At 70.8% G+C, this 16,642-nt stretch carries 18 protein-coding genes and 1 tRNA gene; 8 read left to right on the top strand and 11 right to left on the bottom strand.

Annotation, left to right across the window (positions count from 1 at the left end; all coding sequences use genetic code 11):
- Positions 1-187 precede the first annotated feature (187 nt).
- A complete protein-coding gene (locus tag DLJ53_RS16330) occupies positions 188-718 on the top strand; it encodes a hypothetical protein (RefSeq protein WP_146619979.1) in 531 nt (176 codons plus the stop codon).
- 131 nt (positions 719-849) lie between these two features.
- On the opposite strand, the gene DLJ53_RS16325 is transcribed toward DLJ53_RS16330, so the two are convergent.
- The 4 genes from DLJ53_RS16325 to DLJ53_RS16310 all read right to left on the bottom strand — a co-directional run bounded on the left by DLJ53_RS16325 (position 850) and on the right by DLJ53_RS16310 (position 5,855).
- Positions 850-924, bottom strand: a tRNA-Glu gene (locus DLJ53_RS16325).
- 92 nt (positions 925-1,016) lie between these two features.
- Positions 1,017-1,829: an N-acetylmuramoyl-L-alanine amidase gene (locus DLJ53_RS16320; RefSeq protein WP_111347208.1), complete on the bottom strand. Its 813-nt coding sequence runs from the start codon at positions 1,827-1,829 to the stop codon at positions 1,017-1,019.
- A 5-nt stretch (positions 1,830-1,834) separates the two neighbouring features.
- Positions 1,835-2,521, bottom strand: a complete 687-nt coding sequence (locus tag DLJ53_RS16315) for a J domain-containing protein (RefSeq protein WP_111347206.1) — start codon at positions 2,519-2,521, stop codon at positions 1,835-1,837.
- Position 2,522: 1 nt separating this feature from the next.
- Positions 2,523-5,855: an alpha/beta fold hydrolase gene (locus tag DLJ53_RS16310; RefSeq protein ID WP_146619978.1), complete on the bottom strand. Its 3,333-nt coding sequence runs from the start codon at positions 5,853-5,855 to the stop codon at positions 2,523-2,525.
- Positions 5,856-6,052: 197 nt separating this feature from the next.
- On the opposite strand from DLJ53_RS16310, the gene DLJ53_RS16305 reads away from it, so the two are divergent.
- Complete coding sequence (locus tag DLJ53_RS16305) at positions 6,053-6,511, top strand: Hsp20 family protein (protein WP_111347203.1); 459 nt, start codon at positions 6,053-6,055, stop codon at positions 6,509-6,511.
- A 79-nt stretch (positions 6,512-6,590) separates the two neighbouring features.
- On the opposite strand, the gene DLJ53_RS16300 is transcribed toward DLJ53_RS16305, so the two are convergent.
- The 7 genes from DLJ53_RS16300 to pcaQ form a co-directional block, all read right to left on the bottom strand.
- Entirely contained in the window at positions 6,591-6,917 is a 327-nt protein-coding gene (locus DLJ53_RS16300) for an antibiotic biosynthesis monooxygenase family protein (RefSeq protein ID WP_111347201.1), read from the bottom strand.
- A gap of 61 nt (positions 6,918-6,978) precedes the next feature.
- Positions 6,979-8,049, bottom strand: coding sequence for a threonine aldolase family protein (locus DLJ53_RS16295; RefSeq protein ID WP_280525509.1), 1,071 nt, complete (start codon positions 8,047-8,049; stop codon positions 6,979-6,981).
- Complete coding sequence (locus DLJ53_RS16290; protein WP_111347198.1) at positions 8,034-8,582, bottom strand: DoxX family protein; 549 nt, start codon at positions 8,580-8,582, stop codon at positions 8,034-8,036. Before DLJ53_RS16290 ends, DLJ53_RS16295 begins: the two co-directional genes overlap by 16 nt.
- Before the next feature lie 82 nt (positions 8,583-8,664).
- Entirely contained in the window at positions 8,665-9,438 is a 774-nt protein-coding gene (locus tag DLJ53_RS16285) for an HvfC/BufC N-terminal domain-containing protein (protein ID WP_111347197.1), read from the bottom strand.
- On the bottom strand, positions 9,428-10,291 hold the full coding sequence (gene bufB / locus DLJ53_RS16280) for an MNIO family bufferin maturase (RefSeq protein WP_111347195.1): 864 nt from the start codon (positions 10,289-10,291) through the stop codon (positions 9,428-9,430). The genes DLJ53_RS16285 and bufB overlap by 11 nt, the downstream gene beginning before the upstream one ends.
- Positions 10,292-10,467: 176 nt before the next feature.
- On the bottom strand, positions 10,468-10,824 hold the full coding sequence (locus tag DLJ53_RS16275) for a BufA1 family periplasmic bufferin-type metallophore (protein ID WP_111347194.1): 357 nt from the start codon (positions 10,822-10,824) through the stop codon (positions 10,468-10,470).
- A 110-nt stretch (positions 10,825-10,934) separates the two neighbouring features.
- Complete coding sequence (gene pcaQ, locus DLJ53_RS16270) at positions 10,935-11,870, bottom strand: pca operon transcription factor PcaQ (protein WP_111347192.1); 936 nt, start codon at positions 11,868-11,870, stop codon at positions 10,935-10,937.
- A gap of 86 nt (positions 11,871-11,956) precedes the next feature.
- On the opposite strand from pcaQ, the gene pcaD reads away from it, so the two are divergent.
- From pcaD to DLJ53_RS16240, 6 genes are read left to right on the top strand one after another with little or no spacing between them, the layout of a single operon-like run.
- The gene (pcaD, locus tag DLJ53_RS16265) at positions 11,957-12,757 is read left to right on the top strand and encodes a 3-oxoadipate enol-lactonase (protein ID WP_111347191.1); all 801 of its coding nucleotides are present in this window, start codon (positions 11,957-11,959) and stop codon (positions 12,755-12,757) included.
- On the top strand, positions 12,744-13,130 hold the full coding sequence (gene pcaC, locus DLJ53_RS16260) for a 4-carboxymuconolactone decarboxylase (protein WP_404801195.1): 387 nt from the start codon (positions 12,744-12,746) through the stop codon (positions 13,128-13,130). Before pcaD ends, pcaC begins: the two co-directional genes overlap by 14 nt.
- A complete protein-coding gene (pcaH, locus tag DLJ53_RS16255) occupies positions 13,130-13,870 on the top strand; it encodes a protocatechuate 3,4-dioxygenase subunit beta (protein WP_111347189.1) in 741 nt (246 codons plus the stop codon). The genes pcaC and pcaH overlap by 1 nt, the downstream gene beginning before the upstream one ends.
- Positions 13,870-14,475 carry a protocatechuate 3,4-dioxygenase subunit alpha gene (gene pcaG / locus DLJ53_RS16250; RefSeq protein WP_111347188.1) on the top strand — a complete coding sequence of 202 codons (606 nt, stop codon included), beginning with the start codon at positions 13,870-13,872 and terminating at the stop codon, positions 14,473-14,475. The genes pcaH and pcaG overlap by 1 nt, the downstream gene beginning before the upstream one ends.
- Positions 14,476-15,561, top strand: coding sequence for a 3-carboxy-cis,cis-muconate cycloisomerase (locus DLJ53_RS16245; protein WP_111347186.1), 1,086 nt, complete (start codon positions 14,476-14,478; stop codon positions 15,559-15,561). It abuts the gene before it with no gap.
- A gap of 48 nt (positions 15,562-15,609) precedes the next feature.
- A complete protein-coding gene (locus tag DLJ53_RS16240) occupies positions 15,610-16,635 on the top strand; it encodes a TRAP transporter substrate-binding protein (protein WP_111347185.1) in 1,026 nt (341 codons plus the stop codon).
- Positions 16,636-16,642 lie beyond the last annotated feature (7 nt).

The raw sequence follows: 16,642 nt of genomic DNA, 5'->3' as shown, positions 1-16,642 counted from the left end.
TCGGCGGGGGCGGGGTAGAGACTCGGGTAGCCGGCGAACGCCCGCACTCGGCGTCTCCACGGAAGCGCATCGGTCGTGGAAAATCTACGAATCCCGAACGCGTCGGTGGATGGCTGGACACCGTAAGGTTTACTGCGCGTGCGATCGCGCAAACGCTCTGGTTGATCGAAACCAGTGGGACGGAACGATGACACGACATGTGCAGCCGCCGTTGAGAGCGGAAGAAGAGCGCGTGATACCGGAGCACGTTTTCGAGCGGATGCGCACGCCAGTGGGCGACATCATCCTGCACCACGCCTTCGCGGAGCAGGCGCTGGACTTTGCCATCTGCTCGATTCTGGACGAAGCCATCGCCGCGGGTATCTGCGAGCGGCACCCGGGTCGTTTCAATGACAAGCTGCGCGATCTGAAGAAGGCTGCGAAGAAGCTTAAGCGGCTCGTCCCGTACCGTGACGCGATCGCGTACGTCTGCGGGGGCGCAGCGCAGTTGAACAAGTTGCGGAACATCCTCGCGCACGGCGTACCGATTGATTGCTACGACGGTCCGGATCCCCTCATCGTCTACACGCGATTCAGGCCGGAGCGAGATTGCTGCGGGTTGCCTTTGCCCGACGGCCTGCATCTCAGCGTGCTGGAGGAGGCCTCGGTTACCGCCGGCACAATCGTCGCTGACGTGCAGCGCATGGCGCACATGATCATCTCTGACCAGGAGGGGTAACCGGGGACACGACCGTCGCGCCCCGACAAGTCCGACGCAGTTGAACTCTGCCGGAACGGAGCGACACCTGACGCGGCGCCAGGGTCATGCGGGAGATTGCTGCGGGTGCGGACTTAAGCGTTTGATTTTGCTGGCACGCCCTAGGGGAGTCGAACCCCTCTTTCCAGAATGAAAATCTGGCGTCCTAACCGATAGACGAAGGGCGCAGCACCGGACTGGCCGGTTCGGGCCTTATAGGGATCCGGCGCGGGTGACGCAAGGGGACGGCGGCTGACCCGCCGACAAAAATAGGCCGCGATCAGCCCGTTTTCCCGGCCGCCACGGGGGGCGCCGCGTCGTTGCTCGCCAGCTTGTCCACAGCTTCGCGGCGGGTGGCCGCCATCGCGTTGCGGACGGCCTCGGCGAGGGCCAGCGCGGCCGCGAGCGTCCGGGCGTCGGCGGGGGCGCCGACACGGTCGGGGAGGTGGCGGCGGTGGAAGGCGTCGATCACCGGGACCGGATCGGTGTCCGGATCAAACACGTAGCCGCACTCCGCCAGCGCCACCCGCACGGCCGGCAGGACGTCGCCCGGAGCGGGCTGGACCGGCGGCGGGGCGACGGAGAGGACGTGACCGGCGGCGGCGAGGCGGCCCCAGGGGAACCGCTCGCCCGGGTCGATCTTGCGGAAAGGGGCGATGTCGGAGTGGGCGACGACGTTCCAGGGCGGGACCGCCCAGCGCGACCGGATGTCGCCGAGGAGCACCAGGAGGGCGTCGATCTGCACGCCGGGAAATTCCGGAGCGTCCGGACGGTGACCGGGACTGTCGAGCTCGATCCCGATCGAGCGGGCGTTGTTGTCGCGCACGCCGAACCACGCGCTGATGCCGGCGTGCCAGGCGCGGCGGTCCTCCTCCACCATCTGCACGACGTCGCCGCCGGCGGTGATCAGGTAATGCGCCGAGACGCGCGCCACCGGGTCGCACAGCCGCGCGACCGCGCCATCCGCGCTCAGCATGTCGGTGTAGTGGATCACCACCATGTCCGGCCCGCCGGCCACGCCCTCGCGCGGGTCGTGATTGGGCGAGGGGACCCAGCGCACCGGCGTGCCGTCGCTGAGCATGCGCTCCGCCATGCCGCTCACGATGTGCGGGCCAGCGCCGTGGCGTAGGCGCTGTTGATCGCGGCAAGACGGTCGGTCGCGATGCGCACGAACTCCTCAGGCACGCCACGCGCGATCAGGCGGTCCGGGTGATGCTCGCGCACCAGCTCGCGGTAGCGCTTGGTGATCTCGGTCCGCGTCGCGCCGCGCTGCAGGCCGAGAACCACGAACGGATCGCTGTCCGGCTGCATGTGCCGCGCCTTGATGCGGCTCCACTTCACTGCGTCGAGGTCGAAGATCTCGGCCACCCTGTCGAGGAAGTCGAGCTCGTTCTCGTGGATGACGCCGTCGGCGGCGGCGATGGTGAAGAGGATGTCGAGGATGTCCTCCTGCACCTCCTCGTCGCCGGGGAACATGCGGGCGATCTTGCGCGCATAGGCTTCGAAGCCGGCGACGTCCTGCTGGGCGAAGTCGAACAGGCGGCGGATCGGCCGCTGGGCCGACTCGGGCACGTCGAAGCGGTTCCAGAAGCTGGTCTGCTCGCTCATGGTGACGACGCCGTCGGCCTTGGCCATCTTCGCGGCGAGGGCGACGACGGCCATGGAGAAGGCGGCCTGGCGGCCCTGCGTGCCCGACCCGGTGAGCCCGCGCAGACGGTCGAACACGTCGGCCCCAACGGCGCCGACCGACTGGACCGCCTGACCGAGCACGTCCCAGACCGCCACGTCAGCGCCGCCGCATCAGACGCTGGCGGGCGGGCATCAGGCGGCGCCCGGGACGGATCGGGCCGCGTCCCGCGGGCGGGGCGGGGTCGTCGTCGGGCGGCGGGCCGTCGTCATCCGCCCCATCGTCGCCGAGCGGTGAGGGGCTGTCGTCGGGCGAGAAGACGTTGGCGCCCGGATGCTGGGCGGCCCATTCGATCTCCTCGGCCTCGGTGCGCGGCGGGACCGGCACCCACATGGTGGACGCTCCGTTCACCGGCTCGGTCCCGGCGGCGGCCTGCCGCTGCGTGTTCAGCCAGTCGGTCGCGAAGAGGCCGTGCTCGCCGGACACGTCGCCGATCTCGATGGGCAGCCGGTCGGACGCGATCTCACCCCCGGCGAGGGGCACGGCACCTTCCGCCGCGGTGCCCACGGTCGCGTCGCCGAGGGGTGCGTTGGCGGTCGAGGCGTGTGCGGCGGGCGCGCCCGCGGCCTCGCCGGGAGCCCGGACGCGGCCCGCGTCGACCGTCCCCTCGACCGAGGTGACGGCCGGATCGGCCGCCGGCGTCGCCGGTCTGGCGGGCCGGTTCGCCACCGGCTTGTCCAGCGCTCCTTGCGGCCGGGCGGCGGCCCGCGCGGGCTCGGGCGCGGACGGCTTTGCGGCGGCAGGCTGCGTCCGCGCGGGTCCGGCCGCCGGCCCCTCCGGTTTCGCGGCGGGAGCGCGCGTCGGCGCGCTCGCGGGCGCCGACGGAGCGGTGCCTTTGGCGGGGCCTTTCGCAGCCGGCGCGGACGCCGGGGCCTTCGGAGCGGACGGCGCGGTCCGTGCGGGACCGACCGCAGCGCGGGCGCTCGCGGGAGTCGTCGCGGGGGCCTTCGGCCCGGGTGCGGCCGCGGGCGCAGGGCGTCCGGGGGACGCAGGGGTGCCGGGTGAGGTGGGCTTGTCGCCACCGGCGGCAGGCGCCTTGTGGGCGACCGGGGCGGTCTTGTGGGCGACCGGGGCGGCGGAGGGTGAGGCCGCGGTGCCGTCCTTGCCGTTGCCGGCGTCCCGACCACCGGTTGCGAGGCGGCGGCGGGCCCGCGCGATCGCGCGGCGCCGCTCCATGGCGGGGTCCTCCGGGCCGCCGGCGGCGGCATGCGGGGCCGTCCCGGCAGGCGGGATCACCGTCGACGGGTCGTGCGGCGAGGCACTGTCTGACGGGCGTGTTGGTTCCACCGGCGGCTCGGTGCGCCAGTTCCGCCGGACTTCCACCTCGGGCTCCACCGCAGGCGGGGCGGGCGGCTCCGGCGGGGTGCTGAGACGGTCGTGATGCGGGCGCGGCGCATGCGGGGTATAGGGCACGCCGGTCGCAGGGGGCGGCAGCGGCTGGCTCCGCGCCGGCGCAGGCTGTTCCGCCGGCACGACCTTCGCCGCATGCGCTTCGCCCTGCGTCCCACCCACCGGGGCGGAGCGCGGCGACGCGGCGCGGGGCGCCGGACGTGGGGCGCGGGCCCAGACCCGGGTGCGCGGCGGGACGGGTTTCGGTTCCGCCTCGCCGTCCGGCCCGGACTCCGGAGCGGAGGGTGCCCCCGGCGCTGCCGTTCGGACGGCACCCGTCTGAGGTGCCCGCGTTGGACGAGGTTCGGCCTTCGGCGCGGGTGCGGCTGCCGTGCCGGCTGGCTCTGCCGCCGCAGCGGGCGATGGCGTGTGGACGGGGGTGGCGGCTTCCTTCGCGGTCTCGGCGACGGCTCGCTGCGCGGCGGTTACGATCGCCTCGGGCGAGGGGGCCGGCTCGTGCGTCTTCTCGGGCGCCGGCTCCCCGGTCTTGCCGACCGAATTTTCTGTGGGAGGAGGCTCCTCCGCGGGCGTGGCCGGCGTGCCGGTTCGAATGCCGCGGCGCGCGAGGATACGACGGCGAAGCCGTTGCGACCCGGCCTGAACGGTCTCGCCCAGGCTGGCATCCTCGCCGACCGACGCGGGGGTCGCATCGGCCGGCTGTTCCGACGGCGCGGCCGAGTTGGCGGGCGCTGCTGCCGCATCGGCGGTCGCAGTGACCGGTTCTGCGGGCGTCGCGGTGGGGCTGGTATCCACCTTCGCCACGGGCTCAACGACCTTCGTCACAGGCTCCGCTGGCCGGGTGGCCGGGGCGGTGCCGGGCTCGGACGTCGCCGGAGCGGACGTCGCGGCGGCGGGCGCTGCCTTTGCGACCTTCGGCGTGACCGCCGGCGTCGGCTCGGCCGTCGCGGGGGCGACCTCGCCCGCCTGCGGCGCCGGCGCCACCCTCGGCGTGATCCCGGGCTCGATCCTCGCCGCCGCCGGGACGGGCTTCGGCTCCACCTTCGGCGCGGGCCTCGCGGCGACGCGCGCTGTCTCGACCGCGGCAACCGGTTCGACCTTGTGCCGGGGCTTCGGCATTCGGGCGCGCGGCATGATGTGCGGCGGCCTGCCGGTGGACGTCGGCGAGGCGTCGAAACGCAGCGCACGGCGTGCCGCGCCCTGACGGCGCGGCGCAGGCTGTGCCGCCTCGGTGTCGAAGATGAACGCGTCGAGCGCGGCGAAGGCGAGGTCGCGCAGCTCGTCCCGTTCCAGCAGGACCTGATGCCGCGCGCCGGGGATCAGGACGGCCCCGCCGCCCGGCGCCGAGCGGGCGAAACGGTCGATCACCGGCGTCGACACGATCTCGTCCCGCCCGGAGGCGATGAACAGCGAGGGGATCGCCAGCGGCAGTCCGATGTCGCGCCGCACCCGGCGGGCCGCCGTCAGCGTCGCGCGCACCCAGCCGAGCGTCGGCGCCCCGACGGTGAGGTCCGGGTTCGCTGCGGCAAGGCCGGTCAGCGTCCTGTAGCGGGCGGGATCGCTGCTGATGCGGTTGTCGGCGAACGGTGTCGCCGGCACCACCGGCTTGCCGACCCGCGTCCGGTCGAGGCCGAGGACGCCGGAGAGCGAGGTCAGCGCCTCCACCAGACCGGACGGCATGGGCAGGCGCTCGAGCCCCAGCGCAGGGGCCAGCAGCACCATCCGCGCCACGTCGTCGACGAGCTGCGGCGCGGCGGTCAGCGCGACGAGCCCGCCCATCGAATGTGCGACGATGTAGAACGGGCGCGGCAGGTCGAGCTGGCCGGCGAAGCGGACCACGCTGACGAGGTCCTCCGCGTAGGACTTGTAGCTGCCTACATGTCCGCCGCGGCGGAGGCGGCGCTGGGATCCGCCCTGGTCGCGATGGTCGTACGCCATGACGGCAAAGCCGCGCTGGCAAAAATCGGCGACGGTTTCGCCATAGACTTCAAGATACTCGCCGCGCCCCTGAACGAGGATGACGGTTCCGGGCGCCTTTTCGGCACCCTTCCAGTAGGCGAGTCGAAGCCGTGCACGAGCGTGCAAAGTTCCAATGGTGCCGCCGAGATCGACGGATCCCCATGTCCCTGATGCTGCCACGGTCACTCCGCACGAAAACCACTTGAAGAGGTCCCAGAGGGTCCCCAGATCTGCGTTGCGGTCGCCGAATGCGGGGCCGCGCCGAAGACCCTGACACTGGCCAGTCGGCAGTGTCGCAAACGTTGCTTCTCACGGAGGACACAATGCGTCAATTCGATCTCACCCCCCTCTATCGCTCCACCGTCGGTTTCGACCGTCTGTTCTCGATGCTCGACAACGCCGCGAGCGGGAACCAGACCCAGACCTATCCGCCGTACAACATCGAGCGCACCGCCGATGACGAGTACCGGATCACCATGGCCGTCGCCGGGTTCACCGAGGACGAGCTTACCGTCGAGGTGAAGGAGAACTCCCTCACGGTCACCGGCCAGAAGACCGAGGCCGAGAGCGACAACGACAAGTTCCTGTACCGCGGTATCGCTGCGCGTGCGTTCGAGCGCCGTTTCCAGCTCGCCGATCACGTCCACGTGACGGGCGCGTCGATGGATCACGGCCTGCTCCACGTCTCCCTGAAGCGCGAGGTCCCGGAGGCCAAGAAGCCCCGCACCATCGCGATCGAGAACGGCAAGCAGCCGAAGGCGATCGACGCTCAGGCCGTCTAACAGGCGGAACGATTGTCGAAGTTGGGGCGCCCCGGAGTTTCCGGGGCGCTTTTTTGCGTCCGGCGCCGGCATCCTCCCGTCATCCGCTGGTCCCGTAGCTGTGGCGCAGGTGAAGCACCTCGATCCGCTCCGGCAGCTCGATCAGGAACTCTCCGTCGCGTGGCAGATGGTGCACCGCCGTCGGGTCCGAGCCGGTGAAGGCGGCCATCGATTCCATGTCGGCCCACCAGGACATGGTGACGAACCAGGTCTCGTCCGGCCGGTCCTCGCGAAACGTGCGTACCCCGAGCGACTTCGCGATCAGCGGCCTGATGCCGATCTCGTAATTGTACGCCTCGTAGATGTCGGCGTGCTCGGGACGGGTTCGCCCGCGCCAGATGCGGGCGATCGTCGGCGTAACATGCATCGTACGTCTCCTTTAGGGAAACGAACGGCGATGCCCCGCAATGGTTCAGGCGACGACAACCTCAGGCGAGCGCCGCGGCGACCGCCTCGATGTCCTCGTCCGTCGTGCGGAAGCTCGCGACGAAGCGGTGGAGAACGGCGTCGGCGAGGCCTGCCGGCGGCGTCGGTCCGAAGTCGGAGCGCATGTCGAGCCACGGCGCGAACGTCACGCTCGCCGCCTTGAGGCGGGCGACCCGGTCCGGCGTCAGCCACGCGAAGACCTCGTTCGACTGCGGCGCGAGGGCAGGCGGCGCGCCCGCGGCCGCCAGCGTCTCGCCGAGGCGCTCGGCCATCCGGTTGGCGTGAAGGGCGAGGTCCATCGCGTGTCCCTCCTCAAGAAGCGCGCAGACCTGCGCCGAAGCGAAGCGGTTCTTCGAGAGGAGCATCGCCGCCTGCTTGTGGCGGTAGGCGGTGTCCTCCGCCAGCGCGCCGTCGAACTGGACGACCATTTCCGCGCACCAGCCGCCGACCTTGGTCAGTCCCAGCGACAGGACGTCGACGCCTGCGCGCCAGGTGAGGTCTGCCGCGGAGGCGCCGAGATAGGCGAGCGCATTGAAGAACCGCGCCCCGTCCATGTGGACGGTACAGTCCCGCGTCTTCGCCAGCCGGGCGAGCTCGGCCACCTGCGCGGCCGAATAGCACTGGCCGAATTCGTTGACGTTGGTGAGGGAGACCACGGTCGGCCGCCCGTCGTTGAGGTTGCCGCGACGGTAGCTCGCCAGCCGCTCCTCCAGGATCGCCGGGTCGATGCGCCCGGCGGCACCGTCCAGCCCGTCGATGAGCTGGGGCGCGAACTGGAGCGGCGCACCGGCCTCGTCCCGCGCGATGTGCGAATCGCGGTGGCAGAGGGTGATGCCGCCCGGGCGGCTGTACGCGGCGATCGCCAGCGAGTTGGCGCCGCTCCCGGTCGCGACGAAGAAGACCGTGACCTCACGCTCGAACAGCGCGTTGAGCGCCGCCTTCGCGCGGTCCGTCCAGACGTCGTTGCCGTAGGCCGGAGCGGGGCCGACATTGGCCTCGCCGAGGAGGGCCATCACCTTGTCGGAGGCGCCAGCCCAATTGTCAGAACCGAATGATATCAACGCTGGAACCACCGTCCGAAGAGATAGTCGAGGGAGATCGGGCCGGGTCCGGTCAGCACCAGCGTGACCAGCAGGTAGGCCCAGAGGGAACGCTGGTCAGCGATAGCAGAGTTCGCGACATTGTCGAACCATGAGCCGATCGTGGCCGCATCGACGCCGTGCCCGACGATGTCGACGTACGTCATCACCGCGACGAAGCCGATCATCCCCAGCGCGGCGAGACGGGTGAAGAGCCCGGCCACGATGAGGATCGGCAGGACGATCTCGGCGTAGGTGCCGGCGTAGACGATGACCACGTCGAGGGCGGAGAGGCCCGACCGGTCGTAGCCGGCCGCCTCGAAGGTCTTCGGCAGGATCTGCACGAAGGCGCCGTCGCTGAGCGTGAAGAGGCCCATGACGCCGCTGCCGAGCTTCGTCGCCGCGCTGTTGAGGAAATAGACCAGGAAGACGCCCGCGAAGATGACGCGGCCGAGCGTACCGAGGAACCAGGTGCCCAGCAGGCGCTGGACGGAGTGGAAGACGAAGTTGTGCAGTCTGACCAGCATGGCGCAATCCCCGGGGGTCGAGCGGTTGAGGGCGGCACCGGCCGCCGCGGAAAGGTGAGGCGGACGGTTGCTAGGCGTGTCGTCATGACAGGTCCGCGAACGCACCTGCCGAGAGGAGCGCGGCCAGCGCCGCGGTTAGGTCGAGCCCCTCGACGGACGCCGCCTCGCCGAGCGGCGTGCCGTCCGCGAGGCGCGCGGCGAACTCGGCCGCCGGCGCGGCGAGCGGGAGGACGAGGACGTCGAACTCCGGCCGGGTGACGGCGACCGCCGCCGTCGAGCACGGCACGCCGTCGTGCCACGCGCCGTAGCCGCCGTGCGGCGTCGCGAGAAAGCGTGTCGCAGGATGGGCGACGAACCTTGCGCGGGCGAGCCGCGGCGGTGGAAGCGTGAGCCGGTCCGGCGCGAGGGGCGCCCGGTCCGCGGCATGGAAGGCCTGGACGCGTCCGTACTCGATCCGCGCGCACTCGCCCACGTGCCGGGGCAGGTGGCCGGGTGCCATAAGGAATTCGGGGAAGGTCTCGCCGTAGCGGAAGAGGACGGGGCTCGCCGGCTTCACTGCCTCCGCATAGGCGACGGCGGCGCCCTTGAAGTCGTCCGCGCCCATCAGGCGGCGCGTCGCCGGAAACGTGGTCGCGAGAGCCTCCGACAGGGAGTGGACGACGGTGTTGCGGTAGACGCGGAAGCGGTCGGCGGCGTCGCGGCCCCGCCCGTCCGTCAGCCCTTCGACCGGGGTGCCGCGCCGGTTCAGCGCCTCGGCGAAGCCCGCCGCCAGCGCCGCGTCGCGGGGACGCCGGGCCTCGGCACCGCCTGACGCCGGGGCCGCCGGGGCCGAGGGGGCCTCCTCCTCAGGCGGCACGGGCGGAGAGCGCAGCGGCCATCGCGGCGTCCGCCTTCTCGGCTTCGGCGGCGAGGGTCGCGAAGTCCGGCACGTCGTTGTCCCACTCGATGAGGGTCGGGACCGGCCGGCCGATGCGCGCGATCACCGTCTTGTAGAGCGACCAGACGGACGGGGGGACCGCCCGGTCGTGCGCGTCGATCAGAAGCGGTGCGCCGGCAGCGTCCGCGTCCTCGGCATGGCCGGCGAGGTGGATCTCGCCGACGGCCTCCAGCGGGAAGGCGTCGATATAGGCGAGGGGGCTCGCCCCGAGGTTCGTCGCCGACACGACGACGTTGTTGACGTCGAGGATGAGGCCGCAGCCGGTCGCGGCGACGATGCGGCGGATGAAGGTCTCCTCGTCCATCGTCGAGGCCTCGAACGCGGCGTAGCTCGACGGGTTTTCCAGCAGCATGGTGCGGCCGAGCGCGCTCTGCACCTCGTCGATATGCGCGACCACGCGGGCGAGCGTCGCCTCGGTATAGGGCACTGGCAGCAGGTCGTTGAAGTAGGCGCCTTCGTGGGTGGACCAGGCGAGATGTTCGGAGACGAGGCCCGGCTCGTAGCGCCGGGCGACGGCGGCGAGACGCGCCAGATGCGCCCGGTCGAGCGGTCCCTCGCCGCCGATCGACAGGCCGACGCCGTGGAGCGAGACCGGCATCCGCTCGCGGACCGCCGAGAGGGCGCGGTGGGGCAGGCCACCGTCGCCCATGAAGTTCTCGGCATGGATCTCGACGAAGCCGATCCGCGCCGGGTCCTCGAGGATGGCATCGGCGTGCGCGAGCTTGAAGCCGACGCCGGAGCGGGCGGGGATCGGGGCAGGTGTCGTGTACATGCTCGCAACCTCGACGTCTCGCGGGAGCGCCGCTCCTTCCATTGTCCAAACTGTCCGCGTTCGCCGGCGCCGGACGCGCGGCGCGCCTGCTGGCAACGCCTCATGTCCGCCACTGGCGGTCGCCGGCGGCCGCGTCGCGCGGCGCGCCGGAGGTCGGCGCGTTGCGGCGGCGCCGGTCAGGCCGGCTTTTCGACCGGCTTCAGCTTGGACGTGTCGGCGCCCTGCGGAAGGTCGCGGTCGAGGCCGTCATAGCCTTCCGCCTTGAGCATGTCTGCCGTGGCGCCCTCGCGGCCGCCGGGAAGGTCCATGGTCGCGCAGGTGCCGGCCGGGACGAGGGTCCAGGCGTTGCCCTGGTAGTCCACCGTCGAGGTGCCGGCGCAGGTCGTGCCGGGGCCGGCCGCGCAATCGTTGTCGCCCGCCAGGGAGACGCCGTAGCACTTCTCCTTGGCCTGGGCGTGGGCGGGGAGGGCGGCCATCGACGCAGCCGCGGCGACGGCACCGGCCAGGGCAGCAAGGGGCAATGATCTGCTCATGCGATCTCTCTCCTAGCATCGGCGCGTGTCGTGTGCTGTTCCGGGGCGCCGTCCCGGACAGATAAAAATCAAACCGCTCACGCGACAATAAACAACATGCGATGACTTCGCTATCGCGCGTCATCCGCGGAATTGCCCTTTTGCAGCCTTGCCGTATGGCGAAGGCTCTCGGCGAACGCGGCGGCGTCGGGCGAAAGCGTGTCCCCGGCGCGGGTGGTCAGGCCGATGGGGCCCAGCGTCGACGCGGTGTCGAAGGGCAGGGTGGTGAATTCTCCGGCGGCAAGCTCCGGCGCCACGACGTTGCTGGAGATGACCCATACTGCCGGAAAGCGTCGCACGAATGCTCGCCCGAACGAGTCCGAAACGGTCTCGATCACGTGAAGAGGCCGTGGCAGGCCGAGTTCCACGAAGAGGCGGTCGACGATCGGGCGGATGATGCTGTTGGCCGGAGGCAGCAGGGTGGTGACGTTGGCGAGCGCCTCGCGCGGGGCGGCGGTCACCGCGTCGGCGTGGCGCGCGGCCACGACGAAGACCACCGAGTCGTGCGCGAGCGGCTCGAAGGCGAGGCTGACCATCTCCTCCGGCGCCGGCAGGCGGCCGACGACGAGGTCGAGACCGCCGCGGCGGAGGCGGTCGATCAGCATGTCCTGCTCTCCCGACGCGACCGCGAGCCGCCCCTTGGGCTGGAGGCGCAGGTAGTGGGCGGCCGCGTCAGGCATCAGCGCGGTGGCGACGGTCGGCAGGGCGCCGACCCGCACCGGCGCGGCGTCGGCCTCGCCGGCGATCGCCGCGACGCCGCCGCGCATGGCGTCGAGCCCGGCGATGGCGTGCCGCAGGAAGACCTCGCCGCCGGCGGTGAGCCGGATTCCGCGCCCGTGCCGCTCGACCAGCGTCGCCCCGCACGACGCCTCGAGCTCGCGCAGGGTGCGGCTGACCGCGGGCTGGGTGAGATTGAGCCACTCCGCGGCACGGCTGACGCTGCCGAGGCGCGCGGTCTCGACGAACACTTCCAGATGGCGAAGGCGAAGCCGGCTCGTGGAATTCATACCATAATTGTTATGGATCTGCCCCAGATTGTCATTTCATATCTGCGGATTGTCGTGGCAATGTCGCCAACGCGTTGGGAGGAAACATGCGCTTCATAAAAACCAACGGCGCAACGCTACACGTCGACCACCGGCCCGCACAGGCCGGCGCGCCGACGATCGCCTTCTCGAACTCGCTCGGGACGGACTTCCGCATCTGGGACGGTGTGGTCGACCAACTGCCCGCCGGATGGGGCGTGTTGCGCTACGACACCCGCGGCCAGGGCCTGTCGCCGCTGGCGCCCTCCGAATCCGTCGGCGCGAACGCCGCCGACATGATCGGCCTCGCCGACGCGTTCGGCGTCGGGAAGATCGTGCCGTGCGGCCTGTCCATCGGCGGGCTGATCGCGCTCAAGGCGACGCTCGACTACCCGGACCGCGTCGCCGCGCTCGTCCTGTGCTGCACCGGCGCCAGGATCGGCAGCCGCCACGACTGGGAGGCCCGCATCGCGACCGTACGCTCGCAGGGCGTCGGGGTGCTGGCCGAGGCGACGATGGAGCGCTGGTTCTCGCCGAAGTTCCGTTCCGACGCGCCGGAGGTGATCGACGGCATGCGCACCATGCTGGAGCGCCAGTCGGCCGCCGGCTACGCCGCCCTGTGCGCGCTCCTGCGCGACACCGACCTCACGGGCGACATTTCCGCCATCGAGGTGCCGACGCTCGCGATCGCCGGCGGTCTCGACCAGGCGACGCCGCCCGACCTCCTGAAGGAGACCGCAGCCGCCGTGCGGAACGGGACCAGCGTGGTGTTCGAGGGGCTCGCCCACATCCCGTGCGTCGAGGATCCGGCGAAGGTCGGCGGCACCATCGCCCACTTCCTGAAAGACAGAGGCATTGGCCGTGGCTGAGGACATCTACGACGTCGGCATGGCGACCCGCCGCAAGGTGCTGGGCGAGGCGCACGTCGACCGTGCCTCGCAGGGGATCACCGAGTTCGACGCCACCTTCCAGCGGATGATCACCGAGGCGGCGTGGGGCCGGACCTGGTCGTCGGACGCGCTGACGCTGCGCGAGCGATCGATGATCACGCTGGCGCTGCTCGCCGCGCTCGGACACTGGGAGGAGTTCCAGATGCACCTTCGCGCCACCCGCAACACCGGGGCGAGCGAGAAGGACATCGCCGAAGTTCTGATGCACGTTGCCGTTTACGCCGGCGTTCCGGCGGCCAATCACGCGATCAAGCTCGCCAAGGCGACCTTGGCCGCGAACAGCGAGGCGTGATGATGAGAAACTACAACGACGTCCATCCGTTCATCCCGCGCGATCTCGACCTTCACCCGCCCTCCTATGCGCCGGGCTACAAGACGAGCGTGCTGCGCTCGCCGCGCCTGTCGCTCGTCTCCTTCACCAATTCGCTGACCGAGGCGACGGGTCCGGTGTTCGGCCACGACCTGCTCGGCCCCAACGACCACGACCTCACGGTGAACTACGCCGAGCCCGGCGAGAGCGCGATCGGCGAGCGCATCATCGTGCACGGCTATGTCACCGACGCGCACGGCAAGGGGGTGCCCGGCGCGCTGCTCGAGGTGTGGCAGGCCAACTCCGGCGGGCGCTACCGGCACATCCGCGACGGCTACCTCGCGCCGCTCGACCCCAACTTCGGCGGCTGCGGGCGCGTCATCACCGACGAGAACGGCTACTACTGGTACCGCACCGTTCGCCCCGGCGCCTACCCGTGGCCGAACCGGGCCAACGACTGGCGCCCGGCACACATCCACTTCTCCGTCTTCGGCTCGGGCTTCGCGCAGCGGCTGATCTCCCAGCTCTACTTCGAGGGCGACCCGATGATCGGGCTGTGCCCCATCGTCGGAACTCTTCCCGATCCCGAGGCGGCCGACCTGCTGACCGCCAGGCTCGACATGGACAACACCATCCCCTTCGACGCCCGCGCCTACCGGTTCGACATCGTCCTGCGCGGCCGCCGCTCGACCCCGTTCGAGAACAAGCTGGAGGGCAACTGATGGGCCGGCTCCGCGAGACGCCGTCGCAGACGGCGGGCCCCTACGTCCACATCGGCGCGGTCCCGACCTTCGCCGGCCTCAAGGGCGTCTACCCCGAGGACCTCGGCTCCGGCCCGATGTACGAGGAGGGGGTGAAGGGCGAGAGGATCACCATCAAGGGGCACATCTTCGACGGGTCCGGCACGCCGCTCCTCGACGGCGTCGTGGAGGCGTGGCAGGCGGACGCGGACGGGATCTACAACTCACCGCTCGAGCCGCGCGGGCCGTCGGACCCGAAGTTCAGGGGCTGGGGCCGCTCCGCCACCATGGGGACGGACGGCGTCTTCACCTTCGAGACCATCAAGCCCGGCCGCGTCCCGTGGCACGACGGGCGGATGCAGGCGCCGCACATCGCGCTCTGGATCGTCGCGCGAGGCATCAATATCGGCCTCCACACCCGGATGTACTTTCCCGAGGAGCTGGACGCGAACGCCAACGACCCCCTGCTGAGCCGCATCGAGCAGAAGGTGCGCCGCGAGACGCTGCTCGCCGAGGAGAAGAACGGCGTCTACCTCTTCGACATTCACCTTCAGGGGAATGACGAAACCGTGTTCCTGGACGTCTAGATGTCGATCAGCGTCTTCCAGGATCCGCTGCTGAAGGGCCTGTTCGGCGACCCGCTGGTCGCCGACGCGTTCGACGCCGAGCGAACCATCCAGCGCTACAACCAGGTCGAGATCGCCCTGACGCGCGGCGCCGAAGCCGTCGGCCTCGTCCCGACCGCCGCCGCCGACGCGATCGCGCAGATGCTGGACCGCTTCGTGCCGGACATGGCGGACCTTGCCGCAGGGACCGTCAGGGACGGGATCCCGCTGCCGCGCTACGCCGCACAGATCAAGGCCGCCGCCGGCGACAATGCGCGCTACGTCCACCTCGGCTCTACCAGCCAGGACATCATGGACACCGCGCTAGCGCTGACGCTGATGGAGATCAACAACGCCTTCGACCAGCGGCTCGTCGAGATCCTGGCCAAGCTGAGCGCGCTCGGCCAGGCCCACGGGCAGCGCTCGATGATGGGCCGCACGCGCATGCAGGCGGCGCTGTCGATCACCGTCGCGGACCGGCTGCGCGAGTGGTCGCTGCCGCTCGAGCGGCAGCGCGAGCGCCTCGTGCGGCTGCGCCCGCGGATCGAGCTCGTCCAGTTCGGCGGACCCGTGGGCACGCGGCGTGGCTGGAACGGCCATGGCAACGAGATTGCGACGCACATGGCCGGCTCCCTCGGCCTCTCCGACCCGGGCGCCGCATGGCATACGGCGCGCGACGGGCTCGGCGTCTACGTCGGCTGGCTGACGCAGATCTCGGCCGCCCTCGGCAAGATCGGCGAGGACGTGTTCCTGATGGCGCAGCAGGGAATCGGCGAGATCCGCCTCGCCGGCGGCGGCTCGTCCTCGGCGATGGCGCACAAGAAGAACCCCATCGACGGCGAGCTCCTCGTGACGCTCGCCCGCTTCAACGCCGCCCAGCTCGGCGGCTTCGCGCAGTCCCTGATGCACGAGCAGGAGCGCTCGGGTGTCTCCTGGGCGCTGGAGTGGATGATCCTGCCGCAGATGTGCGCGGCAACCGGAGCGTCTCTGCTGACCGGCGTCAGGCTGCTGTCGGCGATCGAGCAGATGGGCGCGCCGGAGGGGACGGCGCTCGACGGCGCCACCTGAGACCAGACAACACTCGGACCGGATAACGAGAAAAGAGGGAGGAGACACATGAAACTGAAACACCTGATGGCCGCCCTGGTCGGCGTGGCCCTCGCCACGCCCGCGGCCGCGCAGGAGGTGACGCTCACGCTGCACCACCTCCTCGGCCCCAAGGCGCCGGCGCACACCGACATGCTCGTCCCCTGGGCGGAGCGGATCGAGAAGGCCTCGAGCGGGCGGATCAAGATCGAGATCTACCCGGCCATGAGTCTCGGCGGCACGCCGCCCCAGCTCATCCGCCAGGTGCGTGACGGCGTGGTCGACATCATCTGGACCGTCAACGGCTACACCCCGGGCCTCTTCCCGCGCTCGGAGGTGTTCGAGCTGCCGACCGTCTTCACCAACAACGTGAAGGCGACCAACCTTGCCATGCGCGACCTCTTCGACGAGTGGCTGTCGCAGGACTACGAGGGCATCCACGTCCTCTGGAACCACGTCCACGCCGGCCAGGCGCTGCAGATGCGCGACAAGCTGGTCCGCTCGCCGGACGACACCGCGGGCCTGAAGCTGCGCGTGCCGGGACCGACGGGGACCAACGTGGTGGAGGCGCTGGGCGCCACGCCGGTCAACATGCCCGTGCCGGACCTGCCGCAGGCGCTCGCGACCGGCGCGGTCGACGGGGCGCTGATTCCGTGGGAGATCATCCTGCCGCTACACCTGCAGGACGTCACCAAGTACCAGATCGAGGGCCCGGAGATGGAGCGCTTCGGCACCACCGTCTTCCAGGTCTCGATGAACAAGGACCGCTGGGACTCGCTCCCTGACGACCTGAAGCAGATCATCAACGACAACACCGGTCCGGAGTGGCTCGGCGAGGTCGCCGACGTCTGGATCGCGGCGGACAAGCGCGCCATCGACGTCGCGGTCGAGAGCGGCAACGAGCACATCGTCCTCACGGCGGAGGAGATGGACAAGTTCAACACCGTGATGGAGCCGGTCGTCCAGAAGTGGGTCGACGCGCATCCGGACTTCGACGCCAAGGGTCTCGTCGACGCGGCCCGCGCCGCCATCGCCAAGCACGCCTCGGGCTCGTAGGCGTCCC

Source organism: Acuticoccus sediminis, assembly GCF_003258595.1.
Classification (GTDB): Bacteria; Pseudomonadota; Alphaproteobacteria; order Rhizobiales; family Amorphaceae; genus Acuticoccus; species Acuticoccus sediminis.
This window is presented reverse-complemented; position numbering and strand designations above follow the sequence as displayed.